The sequence below is a fragment of the Leptospira selangorensis genome, assembly GCF_004769405.1.
GTDB classification, from domain to species: domain Bacteria; phylum Spirochaetota; class Leptospiria; order Leptospirales; family Leptospiraceae; genus Leptospira_B; species Leptospira_B selangorensis.
In genome coordinates this window covers 418,569-440,437 of the sequence record NZ_RQES01000005.1, presented here as the reverse complement: position 1 = coordinate 440,437, position 21,869 = coordinate 418,569, and the positions used below count along the sequence as shown (strand labels likewise).

The following is a 21,869-nucleotide window of genomic DNA, read 5'->3' as shown; positions in this document are numbered from 1 at the left end:
ATCCGCAGAGAAAAGAAATTAATGAGAATGTTCCGGCCCGGGAAAACTTCCATTTCTCACTTCCTGAATATAATTTTTGACTGCGCTCGAGACATCGTCGTATCCATTCAGGAAAGTTTTTAAGAACTTAGGCTTAAAGCCCTTATTCAATCCAAGAAAATCGTAAATTACCAGGACCTGTCCGTCGGTCGCCGCACCTGCTCCTATCCCGATCGTAGGAATCGGGACAGATTCAGAAATTTCCTTAGCAAGAGCAGAAGGTATCAGCTCAAAAACAATGGAGAAGGCTCCGGCATCGGAGATCCCTTTTGCTTCGCTTATCAATCTTGCCTTATCTTCTTCCGCCTTTCCTTGGATTTTATGTCCTCCGAAAACGTTCACGGATTGAGGGGTAAGGCCTATATGTCCCATAACCGGGATGCCTATCCTTTCTAATTTATAGATAAGTTCTAGTATCTCAGGACCGCCGCCTTCGAATTTTACTGCGTCACATCCGCTTTCTTTCATTACCTTTCCAGCAGAACGGATCCCTTCTTCTAAAGAAACTTGATAACTTAGAAATGGAAGGTCAACGACTACGAATGTATTCGGGGCGCCTCTTCTGACGGCCTTCGCATGATAGATCATCTCATCCAAGGTCACAGGCAAGGTGGTAGGTTGGCCTTGGTATACCACACCAAGAGTGTCCCCTACTAAAAGACAATCCACACCGGAATCTTCTAAGATCCGAGCGAACATAAAATCATAGCAGGTCAATACCGTGATCTTTTTATCTACGGGTTTTGATCCTCTGGGAAATAATTTGCTAACATCTCTCATGTCATCCCTCCGAAGGATTCCCAAATGCTTGGATCAAGGAACCTTCTCCGAGTTCATTTAAAAGTTCTAATATAAAAGGACGTGTGAACAGACTATGATGGGGAAGATGTAAACCTTTCTCATGGATTTTCATATCATCAATGGAAAGAATATCTATGTCGATCACGCGAGGACCTTTATCTCTTGTGCGAACTCTTCCCATTTCATTTTCAATGCCTAATAAAAAATCCAAAAGTTCCCTAGGAGAAAGATGAGTAGATATCTGCAAAAGTTGATTTAAGAAGTCAGGCTGGTCCGTAACTTCTAAAGCTTCTGTATTTAAAGCAGTTCCCTTTTTTAGGACTTTTATTTCAGGATGATCGCCAATCCTTTGGATCGCATCCGAAAGATACAATTCACGATCCCCTAAATTCGTTCCCAAACAAAGAAATGCGATATGGTTATTTTTATCCATCAATGAGTTCCGAGAACGTTATGACTTTCCCGATAATCAGGACAATCAAGATGAATTATTTCTGCCATTTCCAATAACCTAGAATAAATACGCCCTTCCGCTTTATCTTTCCAGTCCTTGGCTTGAATATTTGAAGTAAGTATTGTAACTTTTTCTTCTTCATATCTTGCATCAATCAGATCATACAACTGAGAATTAGCCCAATCAGATTCTTTATTTGCTCCGAAGTCGTCTAAAACTAAAACTTCTACATCGGTGAATTGTTTTTTAATAGTTTGTTCCATTCCATGAAGTTCACTTTCTTTTTGATAACTGTCTCGAATGGTGGAAAGAAAATCACGATTGATTTTTGCATATCTGCATTCAGTTCCATAACGCAGAATTAACTCGTTCAAGATACCACAAGCGAGAAGCGTCTTCCCAGAACCAGTTGCTCCCCATAAATATAAACCTTGTCTAATAGTTCCGGAATTATTCCATTTATTCACCAATGTTTCTGCCCAATCATATGCTGCGAGAAATGAAAGATGCGTAGTATCCATACTTTTTAAAGTACGATATTTGTATTTAGAAGGGATCCCAGCCCTCTTCACCAAGTATTCTACCCTACCAAGTTCCATTCTAGCGTTATGGCAGACACAGGGTAACATCCTATTTTGGCTTTCATCATAAACCATATAAGGAGCCTTTCCACCACAAGGGCAGGACTCTCCCACACAGGAACAAAGTAACAGAATTCCAGAGCTGGAATTCTTTACATTTTCCTCCAAAAAGAATCCGACTCCCGCACAGAATTTGCAATTAGGAGAACCCTCCCGGACCGGGCTTAATTTATATAAATTCATGGTATAGATCCAGACTGGAAAAAAGGAAAGTAATAGAAAGAAAGAAATCTAAGGACCAATCATTTCCTAGGAATTCCTAAAAATCTGCTGACAAGTTCTGCTTTAAGAGAGATCCTGGAGGAGTCTCTGAACGGATTCGGAGAACAAAATTAGCGAAAAATGATAAAATTTTGCTAATGGATAGAGTAAAAAGATCCTCGTTTATGTCCCTTGTATAGGAAAAGTGGGAAATTTTTTCTAATCCAGGTTTATATCTAAAGGTCCCTGACCGATAGATAAACAGAAGAAAAGGACTTTGCTGTCTTTTTTCTAAATCCTATCTTTGAAAGAGAAGGCACAGGTGTGAGCACTATGAAGGTGATGAAGACTATATTCGTTCTTCTGGCCGTGGTCGGACTCAACCTCTCCTTGTTCGCACAGAACCAAGGGGGGCAGGATACGACAGATGCCAAGGCGGCAGCTGATAAGATCGACGAACTGCTGAAAGGTGAGCTCGTTCCGGAAGACGACGACAAGAATCTAACGGAAGAAGCTAAGAAACGTAAAAAAGAAATCCAGGAGCAGGAAGCGATCTGGAAGAACCCTGACTTCAAAGGTTACGACAAGAACTTCCAAGAACTCCATCAGCTTTCTAAGGCTTTCGCGAACAACAAGTTCCGCCTGGCCCTAACTAGCTATCAATCCGGAGTTAATACCGTCCTCAAGATGAGGGAAGCTGTTGAGCAGTACCGTAAAGAGGAAGCGGAGAAGAAACGTCTAGACGAGAAATGGTACTGGCAAAAGGTCGACCGTAAAGCTCGCGAGGATCGTGTCGTTTCCCGCCAAAAGTTGGAAGCTAAACAACAAGCATTGAATTATTTCACCAAGGCGATCAACCATTTGGATGAGATCAAGAACCCGGATTTACGTGAACGTGCCGAGTTCAAGAGACTTCTTTCCGATGTATACAGATCTTGGATTGTTACTGAATACGATCTACAAAACTTACCTCAGTGTATTCCTATATTGGAACTCTACATCGAGGTTAATGAAAATGAGAAAGAATACCCAGCTCACAAGTATCTTGCAAGCTGCTACGCTTTCGAAGAAAACATGATCAAGAAATACGGTGGAGCAAGTGAAGACCAGATGTTCAAATTCCGTCACAAGAAAAACATCCACCTTCTCCGCGCTACCGAGCTGAAATATGGAAAGGATTCCCCGGAATACAAACACATCGTTGCTTTGATCAACAAAGACGAAGTGATTTCGGTTCGCCCATAATCCTCTCTTTTCATTTCAATGTAGGAAAAAACCCCGGTGTATAAACCCGGGGTTTTTTTATTTCTAAAAGGATTGTGAGAGATTATTGGAAGATCAGTTTAGCTAATCCCAAATAAATAGGAAGCACGGAAGCGATAATAACCGCAACCATCCATCTTGTTTGAGAAGCGATCGATCGGTGAACCTCTGCAATTCTTTCGTGTAATTTTGCAATCTCTTTATACACTTCTTTAAATTGCTCTTGGATGCCCGCAAAACCTGCATGCATTTCTGCTCTTAGTTCTGCGATGGCAATCCATAGTTTCCCAGTTTCTTCCTTCAACTCTAAACGAAGCTTGCCGGTTTCTTCCATCAGCCTTCTTTCAAATCTTTCCGAAACGAATTCTTCCATAAACTTTCTTCCCCCCAAATTGGCTTGATTTAAAAGACTAACGAGAGCCTCTGCACCTTCTTCGCCTAAACTGTTCCTAAGTGCCTTGGGAACTAATACGATCGGTTCCATCATACTGTATTCATCCTAGATTTAATTTTCAAGCGTGTTGCTTAGAAGGAACGGGTCAGGGAGAGGAAAAGTGGTTCACACTTTTTGTAAGATTTGATGGATCTGTGCCGGAATAATGATTCCAAAAGAGAAATGAGAGCGAGAACAGAATGAAATTCCTTACTGATTCCGGAATTTATTAGTATTTCCCCGTATAGAATTCTAAGATCGGACGATCCTTTCCCAAAAAACCTGTATTCTATATTTCCAACAGAACACCGGAGGAATCCGGAAAATGTTTAGAGGAGAGAAGAAGAATGGTAGCTCAGACATTAGAAAGACCGAGCCTCAACCAGAACTCCCAAGCGGAAAAGGTATATGATGTAGTCATCATAGGAACTGGATTCGCCGGGTTATGTATGGGGATCCGTTTGAAACAAGCGGGAATAGAATCGTTTGTTATTTTAGAAAAAGGAAATGGGATCGGAGGAACCTGGAGAGATAATACTTATCCGGGAGCTGCCTGCGACGTCCAGTCCCATTTATATTCCTTCTCCTTTGCACCTAAATCGGATTGGTCCAGACTTTTCGGGCCTCAAGAAGAAATACTAAATTATATGAATCAATGTACGGACCGTTTCGGGATCCGTTCTTTTATTCGTACAAACTCAGAAGTGAGTGGAGCCTCGTTCGATGAAAAAACAGGTTTATGGGAAATCAACACTGTAGGTGGGAAGTCCTACAAAACCAAATCTGTGGTAAGTGGCACAGGCGGCTTAAGCAGACCTGTTCTTCCGAATATCAAAGGAATTGATACTTTTAAAGGAGCTAAATTCCACTCTGCCAAATGGGATCATAGTTATAACCTGCAAGGGAAGAAAGTAGCAGTAATCGGAACAGGGGCAAGTGCTATCCAAATCGTTCCTACCATCGCTCCAATCGTAGGAACATTAAAACTTTTTCAAAGAACTCCTGCTTGGATCATCCCAAAACCAGATAGTAATATCTCAGGTTCCGTAAAAGGGATCTTTAAGTTCATTCCCCCATTGAGATGGTTGTTTAGAAAAGCGATCTATTGGTTGAATGAAATCGGAGTATTAGCATTTGCAATCAATCCCAAACTAATGAAAATTTTCGAAAAGTTCGCTAAAAGTTTTATCAACAAAAGTATTCATAACGAAGAACTTAAGAAAAAGCTGACACCGAATTATACGATCGGATGTAAACGTATACTTCTTTCCAACGATTATTATCCGGCACTCAATAGAGAGAATGTTGAACTGGTTACTGACGGCATCGAAGAGATTACTCCTTCCGGGGTTAAAACAAAGGACGGAGTAGAACATAAGGTAGATGCGATCATTTTCGCTACAGGTTTCCAAGCCGCAGAAGCAGTTTCCCCTTTTGAGATCAAAGGAAGAGGTGGAAAACTTTTAGCGGACGTTTGGGAAGACGGTGCAGAAGCATATTTAGGAACCACAGTCTCCGGTTTCCCGAATCTATTCATGATAGTAGGTCCAAACACAGGATTAGGCCACAGTTCTATGATCCTAATGATAGAATCCCAAGTACAATATGCTCTTCAGGGAATTCGTTACCTGCTTAATAAAAACATAAAGTTTATAGATGTTCGCAAAGACGTTCAGGATCGTTATAATCAAGAGATCCAAAGACGCTTAGGTAAATCTGTTTGGTTGACCGGAGGATGTGTAAGCTGGTACAATACGAGTTCGGGCAGAAATACCACTCTTTGGCCAGGGTTCACTTTTGAATTTAAGGCCAGGACATTCTTCCTTCGTCCAAAGGATTACGAATTTGTTCGTTCAGACGGAAAGGCAAAAAAACCTGGGATCGGTTCCAGAGTCTCTATGGTTTTAGATGCAACCTTTGGTTAAGCGGATCGGTTAGACTAAAGAGTCCAGTACACTAAGATTTCCCGGTTACCATCTCTCCCGGTAATCGGGGAATCTTCCAATCCTATCCTTGATCCTTTAATTTCATTTTTCAAAAATTGCAAAAAAGAACGGATCGTTTTCCAACGTATCCAAGGATCTCTCAAAACTCCCTTGTCCAAATTTCTAGATTCCGTTTCGAATTGGGGTTTGAATAGACTAACTATATTCCATCGAACGTATGGATTTTTACTTTTGAGTTCTGAAAGAACAGGAAGAACAATACGAAGAGAAATAAAACTTAAATCCATGACGAGGAATATCTCATCCGGAAACTTTTCTTTCGTTTTTTCAGACCATAAAGAAGACAATAATTTCCAACTAGTATCCCTGATATGGAATCGATCTCTGACGGTAACCTTTGGATTCATCGCTACCTTAGAAGCCATTTGTCCGTAGCCGACATCAAAAGCGAAAACTAATCCTGCTCCTTCTTCCAAAAGGACTTGAGTGAATCCCCCAGTTGAAGCGCCCCAATCTATGCAGAGTTTTTCTTTAACTGAAATATTCCATTTTTCGAATGCAGCCTTGAGTTTATAAGCTCCCCTACTTACATACTTCGGGATGATCTCTCTTATCCGGATCTCTACGGATTCGTCAAATAATGTGCCGACCTTGTCGGACATTCGATCGTTCACGAGAACTGATCCGGATAAGATAAGACTTCTTGCCTTGGAAATATCCTCGGCAAAACCCTTTTTCAAGAGTAAGTCATCTAGCCTAATTTTTTCTTTTGCCAATGTTAGAAGGTAATGATTGAAAGAATTCCGGAAATTCTGACACTTCTGCTTTAGAAGAAGTGTCTAGATCCGTTCCCAATTCTTCCAACTCGGAAACTAGATCGGAAACCATCTGCTTACAAGTTTCCATTCCATATAAAGAAGGATAAGTGATCTTTCCGGATTTTCCATCTTTGCCCGGAGTTTTTCCAAGATCTTCTTTTGTACCTTCGATATCCAAAATATCATCCGTGATCTGAAATAATAAACCGAGCTTCGCACCATACTCAGAGATAGTTTCTTCTCTCTCTTGATAATCTTCTCTCAAACGATTTCCCATCAGAAAAGAAGCTTGGATCAAAGCTCCGGTTTTCAATTTATGAGTTTTAGAAAGTAATTCTTCTTTTGTTCCGGTTAAAGAAGAAGGATTTCTCTCCAGTAATAGATCATACATTTGTCCGGAAACCATCCCCGCGGCCCCAGCACCTTTTGCTAAAACTCGAACCAAATCCTTATGCAAGTTCTTATCGGAAGAATCGATCCCAGTCAACCAATCGAATGCATACGCTTGCAAAGCATCTCCCGCAAGTATAGCAGTTGCTTCTGAAAATTGTTTATGAAGAGAAGGTTTGCCTCTTCTGAAATCATCATCGTCCATACTAGGCAGATCATCATGGATCAAACTATATGTATGAACAAATTCTAATGCAGCTCCAATCGAAAGAGAATCGTCATTGATTTTTCCAAAAGAAGCAAATGTGAGAATTGGCCTTAATCTTTTTCCACCGGCTCTCAGGCTGTATTCCATTGCATCTGCAAGTTCAGGAGCAGATTCTTTTTTAAAGAATGGATATACTTCGTTTTCTAAATAATCTTCGAAACGATCTTTGGAACGTTTTAATAATTGAGAAAGTACGTTTGTTTCCGTTCGATTTGTCATTTTCCCGATTCGACGGTAATCACCACTTTGCCGGTAGTATTTCCAGTTTGAAAATGCCGGACTGCTTCCGGAAGATCCACAAAAGGATATACGGAACCGATATGAGGTGGTTCCAAATTTAATTTTAAAAGTGCTTTGAGGTGAACAGTCAGTTCATCGATCTTTTCATACAGCCAGATCAGATTAAATCCCATCACCGCTTTATTCTCGGAAACAATTTCTAATGTATCCACTTTTGGTCTGGTTAAATATCTCCAAGCTAAAGTCAGCCAATTGACCTTATCTCCTTGGCTCATAAAAGAAGCGGAACCATAAACAACCATACGGCCCATAGGGGAAAGAGCGTCATAGCTTGCCTTGAAAATTTTACCGCCAATACATTCTAAAACCAAATGTAATTCTCTTCCACCGAGTGCGGTTTTTAATTCTTCCGGAAAACGAGAAGATCGAATGATCCAAGCGTCATAACCTTCTTTTTCTAAAAGAGAAATTTTAGAATGATTTCCTACAGAACCTAAGGTCCAGGCTCCGAATTTTTTAGCGATACGATTCGCATAGATCCCTACTCCACCCGCAGCGCTATGTATTAGAACATTTTGACCCTTTCTTAAATCACCTAAAGGAAGAAGAGCATAATAAGCAGTAAGTCCTTGGACTAAAAATCCGGCTCCTTGCTCAAAACTCCATTTTGAAGGAAGAGGGAAAATATATCTAGAGTCTATGTTGATATAATCAGCATATGCTCCGAAGCGAGTCACTCCCATGACCTTATCGTTCTTTTTGAAATTTTTGACTTTTTTACCAACAGCAATCACCTTACCGGAATATTCCAAACCTGGAATAAAAGAACCTTTAGGTGTGGCGCTATACAATCCTTGGATTGCGAAAATATCCGCAAAATTCAGACCGATTGCACGGATTTCTACTGTGACTTCATTGTCGCCAGGAGGAGGAAGTTCCTCTTCTCTTCTTTCCAGAGAATCTAAGGAACCCTTAGTATCGACTCGATAAACGGAGCGAATCATGTGGGCATTCTGCTCTTTTAATTCCTATCCTAAAAGGAAAAAACAGATCGAAACGAAGGAAAAATTTCCTCCGTTTCTTGGATGATTTACTTAGAAGGGAAAATTTCTTTTAGGAAGTTTTTCAACTCCAACCAGGAACGTTTATCCGCTTTTTCATTATAAGCGGCCCCTTTAGAGTTATCATTCCCTGCTTCCTTAATCGTAAATGAATGAACCGCGCCACCATAAGAAACAAACTGCCAATCCACTCCTGCAGTTCTCATTTCTTCTTGGAAAGCTGCCACTTCATCCGGTTTTACGAAAGGATCATCCGCTCCATGAAGAGCTAAAACTTTACCTTTAATATTCTTTGCGTCGTCCGCCTTAGGAGTAGATAATCCTCCATGAAAACTGATGGTTCCTTTTAAGGGAGCTCCACTTCTTGCGAGTTCCAAGGCAGCGGTCCCACCAAAACAATATCCTAGGATCGCAAGGCTTTTCTGATCCACACCAGATTGGGATTTTAATGCGTCTAACGCAGCCAGTCCTCTGGCCCTTAATAATTTGCGGTCCCCTTCTCTGAAAGAAGCTGCCAATTTTGAAGCTTCTTCCATGGATTTAGGACGTACACCTTTGCCGTAAATATCCGCGGCGAAAGCAACATAACCTAGTTCTGCGAGTTGTTCCGCTCTTGCTTTAGTGTTTTCGCCCAAGCCCATCCAATCATGGACGAGTACGATACCTGGAGCTTTTTTGGCTCCTTCCGGATAAGCAACAAAACCTTCTAAGATAGTGTCGCCTTGTTTGTATTCTACGAATTCGGATTTAACTTTTGCAGATAAAACATTCGTCGCTAAAAGAAACGTTATACTGAACCAAATGATCTTTTTCATTCTTATATCCTCGGGTATTCCCGTATAAAAAATAAATTTGATATTAGACTGGTTCGAAATTTAAAGCGAAAAACTTAAGATCAGAAATAAACTACCCGTAAATCCAAACCTCCATGGGTGATATGAACAGTTTGTAATTTGGAGCTAATTCCTTTCAAAAAAGCGGACCAGGTTTCTTCATCAGGACAAAGAATGAATCCGGAAACTTCGCAAGGAAGTTCCCACCAAACTTTTAGAGTTTCAGCGATACGTCTGTACAATCCTAAATCGGAACCTTTTTGGATTCTTAAACCATAAGGTGGATTAAGAGGCATCCAGATCTTTTGCGGTTTGCCTGCGGATTCCCAGACCTCTTTAGGAGATAAAGAGAAGAAGTCCCCTTCTTTCCCAATAAACCGATTTTCAAGACTCAAGGGAAATTGTTTTATAAATTTCTGATATTCTTCTTTTCTTTCGTTTAGATAAGAGAAAACTTCCGGTTCGGAATCGTTATACCAGAACGTGAATTTTTTACCTTCTTCTTCCGGACCGATCTTACGTTTTAAAAATTCCCAACTAGGTGCGGGAAATTCCTTCATTTCCTGGAACATATAATTCCGATCCAAATGAGGAAATCCAAGTTTAAAAAGTGAAGAAGCCGACTCCCAGATAAATGTTCCTGAACCTGCAAATGGTACAAAGACTGCGTTAGGTTCCGGCATATTCTTCTTTAATAAATGTAAAAGAAAAGTGGCTGTATCTTCCCTGACTGGAGCAGATTTAGATAGAGGTTTAAAATTTCCTCTTTGGAAAATAGGAGCACCGGCCAGACTCAAAGAAAGAATGATACTATCTCCCAGAGCAAGTGCATTCAGTTCAGTGTTTTTAGAATCAGGATCTCCAGATGAGAAATAAGATTCTTCCCAAAAAGAATATAATTCTTCTCTGGAAATTTCTTTTCTTCCTCTCACCTGTGGATGGAAGTTTATTCCCCAGCCTTCCGGTAAAATTTCGTTCTGCTTTAAAGATTCTATCAAACCTGAGAAATCAAAATTTTCGTCCAAAGGAAACTTGCCCAGGTTTAAACGAAAATCCCTGATCCAAGGAATTCTCACTAACACTTCTAATGCCTGACGAAAATTCGTTTTTTCTAATACAAACTTTTCCGGAAAAACCTTAAATTCAGGAGTATGATTTCTAGGAAGGAATGGATCGGAAACAATTTGAGAAAGTAGAGTTTCCGTTTCTCTGGCAGAACCTGGTGGAACTAAAAATTCCCACCTAAGAGGTTTGCCAGATTTAAATTTGGAAATTTTCCAATCCATAGAGATATCCTTTTAAAATCGATTCTCCAGGAAAGGGAAAAAGTAAAAGTCTATTTAGAACTTAAAGCAGCCACTCCCGCCTTTGCTACTTGCCCGTCCTGAGTAGATTGTGCTCCTGAAACTCCGATCGCTCCTATAATTTTTCCGTCCAGAAAGATCAGCTCTCCACCTTCTAAAGGAAAAACTCCCGGAACGGCTAAAAGTCTTAGACCAATACCACCTTTTTCGATCGCTTCTTCCAAAGCTCGACTAGGACGTTTAAAATTATTTGCAGTCGAGGCCTTACCTTTTGCGATCTCGATAGAACCGATCTGTGTATTGTCCATTCTCTGGAATAATACTAAATTTCCTCCGGTATCCACAACCGCGATTGCCATATTCCATTGATTCTTTCTCGCTTCGGCTTCTGCGGCAGCGATCACCTTTTTTGCCTGTTCTAAGTTGATGTTCTGTCCGTAAGTTAAAGTTTGAGCCTGGGTCACTCCGATCCCTCCAAAAAATGCGAAAAACAAAATCGCAGTACGTATCATATTCAAATAATTGATTTTCAAAAAAATCTCCTTAAACGTAGGAACTCCTCGCCTCGAATCATCGAAGAGAAGGCCTCGTATTTTTAGTTTTGGATTTTTGTCTTGGGCCGAACCGGTGAATGCAAGACGAACTAAGGTAGGACAAAAAACGAAGTCGTCTTTTGTAGATAAAGAAGCCGCCGAAAGAACTCCGGCAACCTCTATAGGTTAGAAGGAAAGAATCTCTTTGTCAAGAAAAAAGAGATCCTTCCTATTTTCAGGATCTTAGAACTCTGGGGAAACGAACTTAGCTTGGCCGACACGAGGGCGGATCACAAATCTATATTTGCGTTTTGCGATTTGTTCCGGGTTGTACCAACGAACTTGGTAAACTGCCATTCCTTTTCCGGAGTTGGAAGTTTTTTTCACTTCGATATCCACTCCTTTGTCGTCTACAGGTTCACCTTCATGAGTTAATTCTTTCCAATCGGAAGTTCCTTCTTTGTATTCGATAGAAACTAAAGATTCATGTAGGGAAATTTCAGAAACACCTACATCCTTATAACGGAATACCCAATGTTTTTCCAAATTTTCTTCTGCTAAGATCAGTTCAGGAGAATCTACTAATTCTCTTACACCTTCTGATTTCTCAGTTTCAGGAAAACGATCGGAACGATCCAATTCGTAATTCCAAGATGCAGGGAAAGATTCTTTTCCTCCGGCAGGCGGAAGATTTTTAGTCAGGTCAGCAAGATGTGCCTGTAAGAATGGTTGTGTGCCTGGTCCGTAAAGAGTGTGACCGCCTTCATAATGTTGGCGAGTATATTCTTCCGGAGTAGTTACATAACCAAAATATCCGTTTGCACAACTGATTACTGATGCATTTTTGATCGGTTGAGAACTGGACTTTAATGCCTCATCTACGAATCTTTTTCCGGATTCTTTTGTTACTTCAAAAGGAACAGGAAGAAGAAGTGTGTCTGCAATTTTCACAGACTGCAAAAGAAGTTTATGAGGAAACTTTGATTTAGGCAGAACGATAGGTTGAAGATATTTAAAACCTACGATCCTTTTATGGCCTTGGCAACCACCTGTTAAAAACCAACGAGGCCAACCTTCCGCAAAGAATGGAAGCCAATTCAGAACCGGAGTAAGTCCATCTTCTGCGCCGCCTGTTAATGCAGTCCCTACATAAGGACGATCACAAACTTCTGCATCTCCTATCTTTTGGTTTTCATACAGATCCACTTCTCTTGTGTTAAAAGAAAGATTCGCATCTGTGCTTAGGGAGTTTTGTAGAGAATCGAAAAGTTTGGCTGCTTCTTCTCCGATTGCTTCCCCAATTCTTCTGGATTCGATGAAACCTTGCATGTCTTCACGATAATCAGGAGAATTATCTCCATGAGTAGAATTGTTCAGTGCATGGATTGGATCCCAGCTTGGTTTAAAATCTCTGCGGATCTTCTTCTCTAAAATTCGAGTTGGGTAAGCAAATACGTCAGCGTTTGCAACATCGTTAGAATCAGGCACAGTAGTTCCGTGAACGGAGAACGTGGAGAATGCACCAAGAGGTTTGTATCTTCCGTCTTTGTCTTGTGCATCAATACGGATCATCACTAGATCAGGATTGATCGCTTGGTATTGGATCTCAGGTTTTAATTCTTCGAATCCTGAATTTTTATTAGCTCGGTACGCATCCAAGGATCTGTTTCTGGTCAATCCCCAAATTGCCGTTTTTCCGGAAGCGATCTTAGCAGGTTTTGCGGACTTGTATGCTTCTTCTACTCCATTAGTCAAACGATCCAATACGAAATCAGTCCAACCCTTATCAAATCCAGGCTTATTAGAAGCAAACTCGTTGTAAAAATTATTATCGTAGAAGTTAGCAGGAGCAGAATGTGTATGAGTTCCTGCAAATACGATCCCACCAAAGGAGATGTCTGTCTTAGAAGCCAAACGTTCTGCAAGCAAATGATGGATCAAAAGAGATCCGGACAAAAGATCACTTTGGATCAACACAACCGGTTCATTTGCATCTTTTCTAATATAGAAAATTCGAGCATAAATACGAGTGCGAAAACCTTTTTCGGTTTCAGCCATTTTGGAATAACCTGCTAAAGGTAAACCGGGAGGAGGAGTTAAATCCACCTTGGAAATCCCAGCAACCAGTCCTTTGGTTTTGGAAACGATTTCAGGTTTTTTATAAGAGATCTTGTATTCAGCAACGGTTCCACAGGACATTGCCATTAAGATCAAAAAGATCGAGATTAGATACGGTTGAATTTTCTTCACAATTTGTTTCGGTTTCATTCCCCCTCCGGGAATTCTCTGGTTTTTTTAGCCTCTACTTGCTATCAGACACAAAGCCTCTTAGCAAGAATTTTCGGATGTAAGTATCATATCGATCTGTCTTACAAACCAATTATATTCCCCAAAAATCGCTCGGATTTTTGAGCCTCTTATTAGTTTGGGATAAAATAAGAAATACAGATCAGGAATCTTCTATGTCCCAGCCGGGTTTTTTACAAAGACTTAAATTTCATTTTTTCAATATCTATCCTCCTTATTTTGGAGCGGGGATCAAGGTGAAAGCCTTGAACAAAGAGAGAACTTTATTCTCCACCACAATGAAACTCACACCTTTTAATAAAAATTATGTGGGAACACAATTCGGCGGATCTCTCTACTCCATGTGTGATCCTTTTTATATGTTGATCCTAATGGAACATTTAGGCCCGGGATATTTGGTCTGGGATAAGGCGGCAACTATACGATTTATAAAACCAGGAGAAGGTACTGTAAGAGCAGAGTTCTATATCCCTAAGGAGAAAATCCAAGAGATCAAAGAAGAAACAGATCGTAAAAGAAAAATGGACGTTACCTTCACTGCTCAGATCGTAGATGTGAAAACAGGTAAACTAGTAGCGGAAGTAGATAAAGTCATCTATGTCAGAAAAAAATTGAAAGAATGATAGATTAACTCTACCGCCCAAATTTCGTCAGTGTACGATTTGTTGGAGTTCCTACCAAGTCAGGGACCTTCTTCTCGAACCATTCTAAAGAAAGCCCTTTAAATCTTTTTTAAAGGGGCCTAAAATTGTTTTTCCCTAGGAACTGCGATGAAATGATGGCCCCAAACGCTTATGTCCCAATGGAAAACCACACCTCTGTATGAGGAGCATAAACTTTTAGGCGCTAAGATGATCCCTTTCGGCGGTTGGGACATGCCTGTTCAGTATTCCGGAATCATCGCTGAACATACTGCGACTAGACAAGCTGCCGGCCTGTTCGACGTTTCTCATATGGGAGAAATTTTTATAGAAGGCCAGGCTGATATCATACTTGGCTTTCTCGAATCAGTTACATGTAATTCGGTTTCTTCATTAACAAACGGACAAGTGCAGTACAATGCAATCATCAATGAGAATGGTGGACTGGTAGACGATATCACTCTCTACAAGTTTAACGACCAAAAATATATGATCTGCGCAAACGCATCCAATGTAGATTCAGTTTATGCGTATCTGAAAAAGTATGTGCCAAGTTCTGCAAAATTAGAGAACCAAAGTGCATCCTGGCATCAGATTGCGATCCAGGGTCCTAAGGCTGATTCCATTCTTTCTTCTTATTTTAAATCGGACCTAAGCCAAATCGGATATTATAAATTCGTGTTATTCCCTTTCGCTGGCGAAGAGATCATTCTCTCCAGGACCGGTTATACTGGAGAAGACGGATTCGAAATTTATAGTTCTAATTCTACTGGTGTAAAAATCTGGAAAGAACTCTTGGAATTCGGAAAAACAGAAGGACTTCTTCCTGTAGGTTTAGGCGCAAGAGACACACTTCGTATAGAGGCAAAATATCCTTTGTATGGTCATGAGTTGGACGAGAACAGAAGTCCAAACCAATCCGGGATAGGCTGGATCGTAAAAGAAAAGAAAACTCCTTATCCAAAATACGAACAGATCATCTCTGAAAAAAAAGAAGGGCCTAAAAGAAAGATCGTGGCATTCGAATTACAAGAAGCTGGTGTCCCGAGAGAGAATATGCCTGTTTTAGATTCGAACGGCAAAAATATCGGGATCACAACTTCCGGTACCTTCTCCCCTTCTTTAAAAAAAGGAATAGGGCTCGCACTCGTGGATTCTGAAAAGATCCAACATGGAGAATCCATACAAATTGAGATCAGAGGACAGGCAAAGTCCGCAATTATATTCACCCAATCTTTCATTCCGGGAAGCATTCGGAAAAATTAAACTAAGGATTTTCAAATGGCAGTAACTAACGCACCTCCGGGCTATAAGTTCACAGAAAAACATGAATGGGTAAAGGTAGAAGGAGATACCGCATTGATCGGGATTTCTGACTATGCTCAGGCGGCACTCGGAGACATCGTTTTTGTGGACCTTCCAAAAGTCGGGAAATCCATCAAACAACTGGATACATTCGGAACGATAGAATCCGTAAAGGCAGCAGAAGATTTATACGCTCCTATCAGCGGAGAAGTAGTCGAAGTTAATGGAAACCTTTCCAAAAACCCGGCTGCAGTGAATTCAGATCCTTTTGGATCTTGGATGATCCGAGTCAAAGGGATCAATTCTTCCGAATTGGAGAAATTATTAGATCCCGAATCTTACAGAGAATTAGTAAGCAAACTGGATTAGGAAAATAGAATGAGTACGGCAACTTGGAACGAATCCGGCAAACAAACTGAAATGAAGAATCCACTCGATCCTTTGGATACTTTTTCCAGAAGACATATAGGTCCTGACGAAGATCAGATCAAAGAAATGTTATCCACACTCGGACTGTCCGGGTTGGAAGAGTTAGTGGCAAAAGCAGTTCCAGAAGGAATTCGTTTGGAAAAAGCCTTGGATCTTCCTAAGGCTTCTACCGAAAGAAAGATCTTAAATGATCTCAAAAAGATCGCTTCTAAAAACAAGTTGTATCGTTCTTATATCGGTTCCGGTTACCAAGCGAGTGTAATGCCTGGAGTAATCCAAAGGAACATTTTGGAAAATCCGGGTTGGTATACCGCCTATACTCCTTACCAAGCGGAAATTTCCCAAGGAAGATTAGAGGCACTTCTAAATTTCCAAACCATGATCATGGATCTAACAGGTTTGGAGATCTCAAATGCTTCCTTGTTGGACGAGGCTACCGCTGCCGCAGAAGCAGTATTCTTAGCCTATGGTATTCGTAAAAACGAAACTTCTAAATTACTTTTTATCTCCGAGTTATGCCATCCTCAAACTATTGATGTAGTCCGCACAAGAGCGCTTCCTCTTGGGATCGAAGTAAAAGTCGGAAATCATTTAAACGCAGAATTAAACGAAGATTATTTTGCGGTATTAGTCCAGTATCCGGGAACAGAAGGAACCATTTATAATTACGAAAGTTTCTTCCAGTTGGCTCATAATATTGGAGCTCTAACAATTTGCGCCGCTGATCTACTTTCACTCACAGTTCTAAAAGCTCCTGGAGAATTCGGAGCAGATGTAGCGGTAGGAAGTACCCAAAGATTCGGATTACCTTATGGATTCGGCGGACCTCACGCGGGTTATTTTGCAACCAAAGACGAATTCAAAAGAAATATGCCAGGAAGACTCGTAGGAGTTTCCAAAGACAGCCAAGGAAATCCTGGACTCAGACTTTCTCTACAAACTAGAGAACAACATATCAGAAGAGATAAGGCTACTTCTAATATCTGTACCGCACAGGTTCTATTAGCAGTTCTATCTTCCATGTATGCTGTGTATCATGGACCTAAAGGTCTAAAAGACATCGCTTTTAGAATTCATAGACTTACCGAAACATTGGCAAAAAATTTGGAGAAGGCAGGTTTTGCCATCCAAAACAAAACCTTCTTCGATACGATCGTTTTAGATTTAGGGTCCAAGGCCCAAACTTATATAGATGCTGCTTCTAAAAAAGAGATCAATTTCAGAAGTTTAGGAAATGGTGGAATTTCAATCGCCCTAGACGAAACTGTAGAAGTTTCCGATCTGGAAGATATTCTTTCCATATTCGGGATCTCTAAGATCGACCTTTCCTTAGAAGGAATTTCTATCTCGAATGAATTTTTGAGAACTTCCGAATATCTTACACATCCTGTGTTTAACTCTCATCACACAGAAACAAAGATGTTAAGATATATTAGAAAATTGGAATCCAGGGACCTTTCTCTAACGACTTCCATGATCCCTTTGGGTTCTTGTACAATGAAACTCAATGCTACTGTGGAGATGTTCCCAGTTACCTGGCCTGAGTTTTCCAATATTCATCCGTTCGCACCTGCAACCCAAACGGAAGGATATAGAACAGTATTCTCTCAATTAGAATCTTGGCTTTCTCAGGTAACCGGGTTCCCAGGAATTTCTCTACAACCAAACGCAGGTTCTCAAGGAGAATATGCAGGACTACTCGCAATCCGAAATTATCATATCAGCAGAGGGGATAAGGACAGAGATATTTGTCTGATCCCGATCTCTGCACATGGAACCAACCCCGCTTCTGCAGCGATGGTTGGATTCAAAGTGGTAGTGATTGCCTGCGATGCAGAAGGAAACGTAGACTTAGAAGATCTGAAAGCGAAAGCAAAAGAACATTCTAAAGATCTGGCTGCATTAATGATCACCTACCCTTCTACACATGGAGTGTACGAAGAGCCTATCAAGGAAATCTGTTCCATCATTCATGAGAATGGGGGACAGGTCTATATGGACGGAGCGAATATGAACGCTCAAGTAGGGATCACAAGACCTGCAAATATCGGCGCTGATGTTTGCCATCTGAACTTACACAAAACTTTCTGTATTCCTCACGGCGGTGGAGGCCCAGGTGTTGGGCCAATCGGAGTCGCAGAACATCTAAAACCTTTCTTACCTGGCCACCCTCTGGTAGATAACGGAACGGGCAACGAACATGGTGCAGTCTCAGCTGCTCCTTGGGGAAGTGCAAGTATCGTTCTGATCTCCTGGGTGTACATTGCACTTTTAGGAACGGAAGGATTGGAGCAAGCGACCAAAGCTGCAATCTTAAACGCGAACTATATCGCAAAACGTTTAGAGAACTATTTCCCAGTACTTTACAAAGGCAAAAACGGATTCGTTGCACACGAATGTATCCTGGATGTAAGACCTTTCAAAAAGACTAGCGGGATAGAAGTGGAAGATATCGCAAAACGCCTGATGGACTACGGATTCCACGCACCTACAATGTCTTTCCCAGTTCCTGGAACTTTGATGATTGAACCTACTGAATCAGAGTCCCAAGAAGAATTGGATCGTTTCTGTGAAGCAATGATCTCCATTCACTCAGAGATCCAAGAGATAGAGCAAGGCAAAGCGGATCCTAAAGATAATCCTTTGAAAAATGCGCCTCATACATCTGCAATGGTGATCTCTGATAATTGGGACCATACTTATTCCAGAGAGAAAGCCGCTTATCCTGCACCTTGGACTAAAGAGCATAAATTCTGGCCTTATGTAGGAAGAATAGATAACGTATATGGAGATAGGAATCTAGTTTGTTCCTGCCTTCCTTTAGAATCTTATCTTTAATTTTTTCTAAAAGTCTGAAGACAAACAAAAAGACCGGGGTTTTGCTCCGGTCTTTTTGTTTTAAGAAGAATGAAGATTAAGGATTAATCGTCTTTCTTTTTCTTTTTGGATTTTTTAGACTTCTTGGAGTCATCATCGTCATCTTTGTCTTTTTTAGACTTCTTTGACTTTTTAGATTTTTTGGAATCTCCATCATCGTCGTCCTTATCTTTATCCTTCTTGGATTTTTTGGACTTCTTAGAATCAGAGTCGTCATCATCTTTATCTTTTTTGGATTTCTTGGATTCCTTATCGTCATCCTCATCCTTGTCTTTCTTAGACTTTTTCTTTTTCTTAGGCTCGTCTTTATCGTCGTCTTCGTCCTTATCTTTGGACTTCTTTGCCTTAGATTTTTTTACTGAATCTCCAGAATCGGAAGCCTTTCCTGGTTTAGCCCTACAATACGCGTCTACATTAGTTCCGTCTTGTTTGCTATAACCTGAAACCCAAGTACAATCCGAATCGGACTCGCATTGGCCTTTGGATAAACCTTGGCATTGGGATTCTGCAGAAAGAGAAGTCCCACCTAAAATAAGCAGACCTGCAAAGAGAATACTAGTTATGAATTTTAAAAGATATATCGGCTTACGATACATTCTATCGACTCCTAAATCGAATGGTTCGACAAGGTTCTATATCAAAAAAGAATTTGCGATCTGAAATATTCCTATATTTCAAAAAAATTATATTAGAATCGTTTTAAAAAGGTGGGTCGGGAGGGGAATTCCTCCCGACCAAACACAGTCAGGAATCAACCGCCATAGTACATCAACTGGAACCCGTATACAGGATATAAAATGCCCATCTAATCTAACATTAACTCCCCGGGTCCATACCTTCAGAGCGGTCCGCATTCTACTATCGAGTCATTGAATCGTCAAGCTCACAAAATAAATAAGATGCAAATTTTGGAAAAAAATTTCATTTGGAAATATCTTTTTTCGAACGGTCGATATTCCATTTCCAATATAACGCATATCATATTCACTATTTGTAATGGTCTTTTATGCAGATCGGCCGTGTTCCAAACTTTATACAGGTCGTTCAGATTTTTAATCGATACAGAATTAACAGGATATATACATCCCAATTTCAGATCCGAAATGTATCATAAGGCCAAGTTCAGAATTGGAGTTATGTTTTTAGGGAAAATGTAAGAAGAAATAAAAAAGGCCGGAGGTTAAGTCCGGCCTTATATGATTACAGTAGAAACCCGGCAACGTCCTACTCTCCCACACAGCGAACCATGCAGTACCATTAGCGATGAGAGGCTTAACTTCCGTGTTCGGGATGGGAACGGGTGTGACCCTCTCTCTATAATCACCGAGAATCTATAACCAGTATTCCCGGCGGACCTCGGAAGTCTACTTTTTTTCAAAGAAAAAGAAGAAGTTTTTAGGAAGAAGAAAGAGCCAAATTTTCTAAATTTCCTGAGAGAATTGACTCCGATCAGAGCCCTCAATATTCCAAAGAAAGCGATCTTACTTCTTCTCTGGAGTATGCATCCGGTTTTTTTAATATTTGGACCAGCGCCTTAAATTCTCTTGGAAGAAGTTTTCCCGGATGTTTATTGAAATAATATTTGGAAGATCTATAAATCCCGTTTAATCCGCGGCCCCAATACACTAAATTCAGATAATATTCCAAAACTCCTCTTTTACCTAATTCTTCATCAAGAGCTTGTGCAATTCGGATCTCTCTTAGCTTGCGGGTTAATGTTTTGTCTCTGGATAAGAATAATGTTCTAGCAAGCTGTTGGTCTAAAGTGCTCGCACCTCTTAATCTTCTGAAAAAAAAGACAGCTTGTATGATAGAAGATTGTATATCAGCCAATGAATATCCTCGATGTCTATAAAACCTATAGTCTTCTACTTCTACCAAGTATTCTAAACTTCCTGGTGGTAATTCTTCTATCCGTACCCAATCGTTTTCGAGAGGAACTGACTCTAAGTTTTCAGGTAGATAAATTAATTTGTTCTCTCTGAATAAGATCCTTTTTTCAGGAAATGTTTGGTAATAAATAAGAAGAAGGAATACTAATACCAGAATACTTCTGATCCCAAAGAAAAACCATCTATGTAAGAAATGGTTTCCTTCGTTCATTGGGCTTCGGGTTTGATCTGTTTATCGTATATCAAAAATACTTCCTGCTCTATCTGTTCGGAAGATACAAGTTTCCAATCTGTTTTATCAAAATTAAAATATGCGGATTCTCCGCCGGTGATAGAAGGTAAACCGGATTGTCCAATAAAGAATGGAACGATAGTGAGATAGAGTCTATCTACGAGTCCCTTTCTAAAAAACGAATCATTCAATCTAGGTCCGCCTTCTAAAAGTATTTTGGAATGCCCTCTTTTTTCTAATTCTTTCAGTATGATCTCCGGATCCAAATCTTCTCCCTTTAATGGAAGTATCTCCGCAAACTCTGATAATTCGGATCTAACCTGGGATTCATTTTTAGAAGTACAGAACAACAAAGGTTTTACTTTAGAAAATTGGAATACTTTTCGATCGGAAGGTAATGTCCCGGTTCTAACGAGTATAATTGCGCGGGGCTCCTTCTCCGATTCAACATATCTGAGATGAGTGACCGGGTCGTCGTTTAGAAGGCTGTTTTTTCCAAGGATGAGAGCGTCCGCTTCGGAGCGGATCTGGTCCATTCTTCTTTTATCATTTCGAGAAGAGAGACCATACCATTTTCCGTCGGGGCGGCAAACCTTTCCGTCCAAGGTCATTGCCATATTCACGGCTAAAAATGGACGGTTCATTGAGGTTTGGATGCTAGGGTTTCGGAAAGCAATTTGAGAACTCTTCCTCTGCAGGTACCGCAGCCGGTACAACAACTTGTGTCCCTCATCAATTTACCCAAAGTGTCATTCCCTCTGCGGATAGAATTCGTAATATCCTCTTCGGATACCTGGTTGCATACGCAAACCTTTCGAGGTCGCATCAGGGCGTTCAGGTCTATTTGACTAAAGTCGGAAGAATTCATCAGGCCTTCTAATTATTGGACGCCGAAAGCAAAACCATCACTCAAGCTAAACATTAGAAGGTCAGGATCAAGAGAATTTTTTTCCAATCCGAT

The 21,869-nt window shown here is 40.5% G+C and carries 21 protein-coding genes and 1 rRNA gene; 6 read left to right on the top strand and 16 right to left on the bottom strand.

Annotated features, from left to right (window positions below; translation table 11 throughout):
• Window positions 1-18: 18 nt before the first annotated feature.
• From panB to EHO58_RS03675, 3 genes are read right to left on the bottom strand one after another with little or no spacing between them, the layout of a single operon-like run.
• Window positions 19-819, bottom strand: a complete 801-nt coding sequence (gene panB / locus EHO58_RS03685) for a 3-methyl-2-oxobutanoate hydroxymethyltransferase (RefSeq protein ID WP_135627681.1) — start codon at window positions 817-819, stop codon at window positions 19-21.
• Window position 820: 1 nt separating this feature from the next.
• On the bottom strand, window positions 821-1,273 hold the full coding sequence (gene folK, locus EHO58_RS03680) for a 2-amino-4-hydroxy-6-hydroxymethyldihydropteridine diphosphokinase (RefSeq protein WP_135627682.1): 453 nt from the start codon (window positions 1,271-1,273) through the stop codon (window positions 821-823).
• Window positions 1,273-2,118: an ATP-binding protein gene (locus EHO58_RS03675; RefSeq protein WP_135627683.1), complete on the bottom strand. Its 846-nt coding sequence runs from the start codon at window positions 2,116-2,118 to the stop codon at window positions 1,273-1,275. Before EHO58_RS03675 ends, folK begins: the two co-directional genes overlap by 1 nt.
• 351 nt (window positions 2,119-2,469) lie before the next feature.
• On the opposite strand from EHO58_RS03675, the gene fcpA reads away from it, so the two are divergent.
• Window positions 2,470-3,381 carry a flagellar coiling protein FcpA gene (gene fcpA, locus EHO58_RS03670; protein ID WP_008589523.1) on the top strand — a complete coding sequence of 304 codons (912 nt, stop codon included), beginning with the start codon at window positions 2,470-2,472 and terminating at the stop codon, window positions 3,379-3,381.
• A gap of 82 nt (window positions 3,382-3,463) precedes the next feature.
• Here the strand turns inward: fcpA and EHO58_RS03665 are convergent, their stop codons facing one another.
• Entirely contained in the window at window positions 3,464-3,886 is a 423-nt protein-coding gene (locus EHO58_RS03665; RefSeq protein ID WP_135627684.1) for an LA_3696 family protein, read from the bottom strand.
• A gap of 293 nt (window positions 3,887-4,179) precedes the next feature.
• Between EHO58_RS03665 and EHO58_RS03660 the strand changes: the two genes are divergently transcribed.
• Complete coding sequence (locus tag EHO58_RS03660) at window positions 4,180-5,757, top strand: flavin-containing monooxygenase (RefSeq protein ID WP_135678672.1); 1,578 nt, start codon at window positions 4,180-4,182, stop codon at window positions 5,755-5,757.
• Window positions 5,758-5,771: 14 nt separating this feature from the next.
• Here the strand turns inward: EHO58_RS03660 and EHO58_RS03655 are convergent, their stop codons facing one another.
• The 7 genes from EHO58_RS03655 to EHO58_RS03625 form a co-directional block, all read right to left on the bottom strand.
• A complete protein-coding gene (locus EHO58_RS03655) occupies window positions 5,772-6,554 on the bottom strand; it encodes a TlyA family RNA methyltransferase (RefSeq protein WP_135678670.1) in 783 nt (260 codons plus the stop codon).
• Window positions 6,535-7,473: a polyprenyl synthetase family protein gene (locus tag EHO58_RS03650; RefSeq protein ID WP_135678668.1), complete on the bottom strand. Its 939-nt coding sequence runs from the start codon at window positions 7,471-7,473 to the stop codon at window positions 6,535-6,537. Before EHO58_RS03650 ends, EHO58_RS03655 begins: the two co-directional genes overlap by 20 nt.
• Window positions 7,470-8,498 carry a synaptic vesicle VAT-1 family membrane protein gene (locus EHO58_RS03645; RefSeq protein WP_135627688.1) on the bottom strand — a complete coding sequence of 343 codons (1,029 nt, stop codon included), beginning with the start codon at window positions 8,496-8,498 and terminating at the stop codon, window positions 7,470-7,472. The genes EHO58_RS03650 and EHO58_RS03645 overlap by 4 nt, the downstream gene beginning before the upstream one ends.
• A gap of 86 nt (window positions 8,499-8,584) precedes the next feature.
• Window positions 8,585-9,370: a dienelactone hydrolase family protein gene (locus tag EHO58_RS03640; RefSeq protein ID WP_135627689.1), complete on the bottom strand. Its 786-nt coding sequence runs from the start codon at window positions 9,368-9,370 to the stop codon at window positions 8,585-8,587.
• An 80-nt stretch (window positions 9,371-9,450) separates the two neighbouring features.
• The gene (locus EHO58_RS03635; RefSeq protein WP_135678666.1) at window positions 9,451-10,674 is read right to left on the bottom strand and encodes a hypothetical protein; all 1,224 of its coding nucleotides are present in this window, start codon (window positions 10,672-10,674) and stop codon (window positions 9,451-9,453) included.
• Between the two features lie 50 nt (window positions 10,675-10,724).
• The gene (locus tag EHO58_RS03630) at window positions 10,725-11,204 is read right to left on the bottom strand and encodes a GlcG/HbpS family heme-binding protein (protein WP_244241075.1); all 480 of its coding nucleotides are present in this window, start codon (window positions 11,202-11,204) and stop codon (window positions 10,725-10,727) included.
• 264 nt (window positions 11,205-11,468) lie between these two features.
• Complete coding sequence (locus tag EHO58_RS03625; RefSeq protein WP_135678664.1) at window positions 11,469-13,493, bottom strand: neutral/alkaline non-lysosomal ceramidase N-terminal domain-containing protein; 2,025 nt, start codon at window positions 13,491-13,493, stop codon at window positions 11,469-11,471.
• Window positions 13,494-13,687: 194 nt separating this feature from the next.
• Here EHO58_RS03625 and EHO58_RS03620 point away from each other — a divergent pair, with 194 nt between their 5' ends.
• From EHO58_RS03620 to gcvP, 4 genes are all read left to right on the top strand, one after another.
• Window positions 13,688-14,155 (top strand): YiiD C-terminal domain-containing protein, encoded by a 468-nt coding sequence (locus tag EHO58_RS03620; RefSeq protein ID WP_135678662.1) that lies wholly within the window; start codon window positions 13,688-13,690, stop codon window positions 14,153-14,155.
• A gap of 171 nt (window positions 14,156-14,326) precedes the next feature.
• Complete coding sequence (gene gcvT, locus EHO58_RS03615) at window positions 14,327-15,439, top strand: glycine cleavage system aminomethyltransferase GcvT (protein ID WP_135678660.1); 1,113 nt, start codon at window positions 14,327-14,329, stop codon at window positions 15,437-15,439.
• 15 nt (window positions 15,440-15,454) lie between these two features.
• Window positions 15,455-15,847 carry a glycine cleavage system protein GcvH gene (gene gcvH, locus EHO58_RS03610; RefSeq protein WP_086447347.1) on the top strand — a complete coding sequence of 131 codons (393 nt, stop codon included), beginning with the start codon at window positions 15,455-15,457 and terminating at the stop codon, window positions 15,845-15,847.
• Between the two features lie 9 nt (window positions 15,848-15,856).
• On the top strand, window positions 15,857-18,745 hold the full coding sequence (gene gcvP, locus EHO58_RS03605; protein ID WP_135678658.1) for an aminomethyl-transferring glycine dehydrogenase: 2,889 nt from the start codon (window positions 15,857-15,859) through the stop codon (window positions 18,743-18,745).
• Between the two features lie 83 nt (window positions 18,746-18,828).
• Here the strand turns inward: gcvP and EHO58_RS03600 are convergent, their stop codons facing one another.
• The 5 genes from EHO58_RS03600 to EHO58_RS03580 all read right to left on the bottom strand — a co-directional run bounded on the left by EHO58_RS03600 (window position 18,829) and on the right by EHO58_RS03580 (window position 21,776).
• On the bottom strand, window positions 18,829-19,380 hold the full coding sequence (locus EHO58_RS03600) for a hypothetical protein (RefSeq protein ID WP_135678657.1): 552 nt from the start codon (window positions 19,378-19,380) through the stop codon (window positions 18,829-18,831).
• 615 nt (window positions 19,381-19,995) lie between these two features.
• Window positions 19,996-20,112 (bottom strand): 5S ribosomal RNA (gene rrf, locus EHO58_RS03595).
• Between the two features lie 130 nt (window positions 20,113-20,242).
• On the bottom strand, window positions 20,243-20,887 hold the full coding sequence (locus EHO58_RS03590) for a biosynthetic peptidoglycan transglycosylase (protein WP_135678655.1): 645 nt from the start codon (window positions 20,885-20,887) through the stop codon (window positions 20,243-20,245).
• Window positions 20,884-21,552, bottom strand: a complete 669-nt coding sequence (locus tag EHO58_RS03585) for a RibD family protein (protein ID WP_135627698.1) — start codon at window positions 21,550-21,552, stop codon at window positions 20,884-20,886. The genes EHO58_RS03590 and EHO58_RS03585 overlap by 4 nt, the downstream gene beginning before the upstream one ends.
• The gene (locus EHO58_RS03580; RefSeq protein WP_008589782.1) at window positions 21,549-21,776 is read right to left on the bottom strand and encodes a (2Fe-2S)-binding protein; all 228 of its coding nucleotides are present in this window, start codon (window positions 21,774-21,776) and stop codon (window positions 21,549-21,551) included. Before EHO58_RS03580 ends, EHO58_RS03585 begins: the two co-directional genes overlap by 4 nt.
• Window positions 21,777-21,869 lie beyond the last annotated feature (93 nt).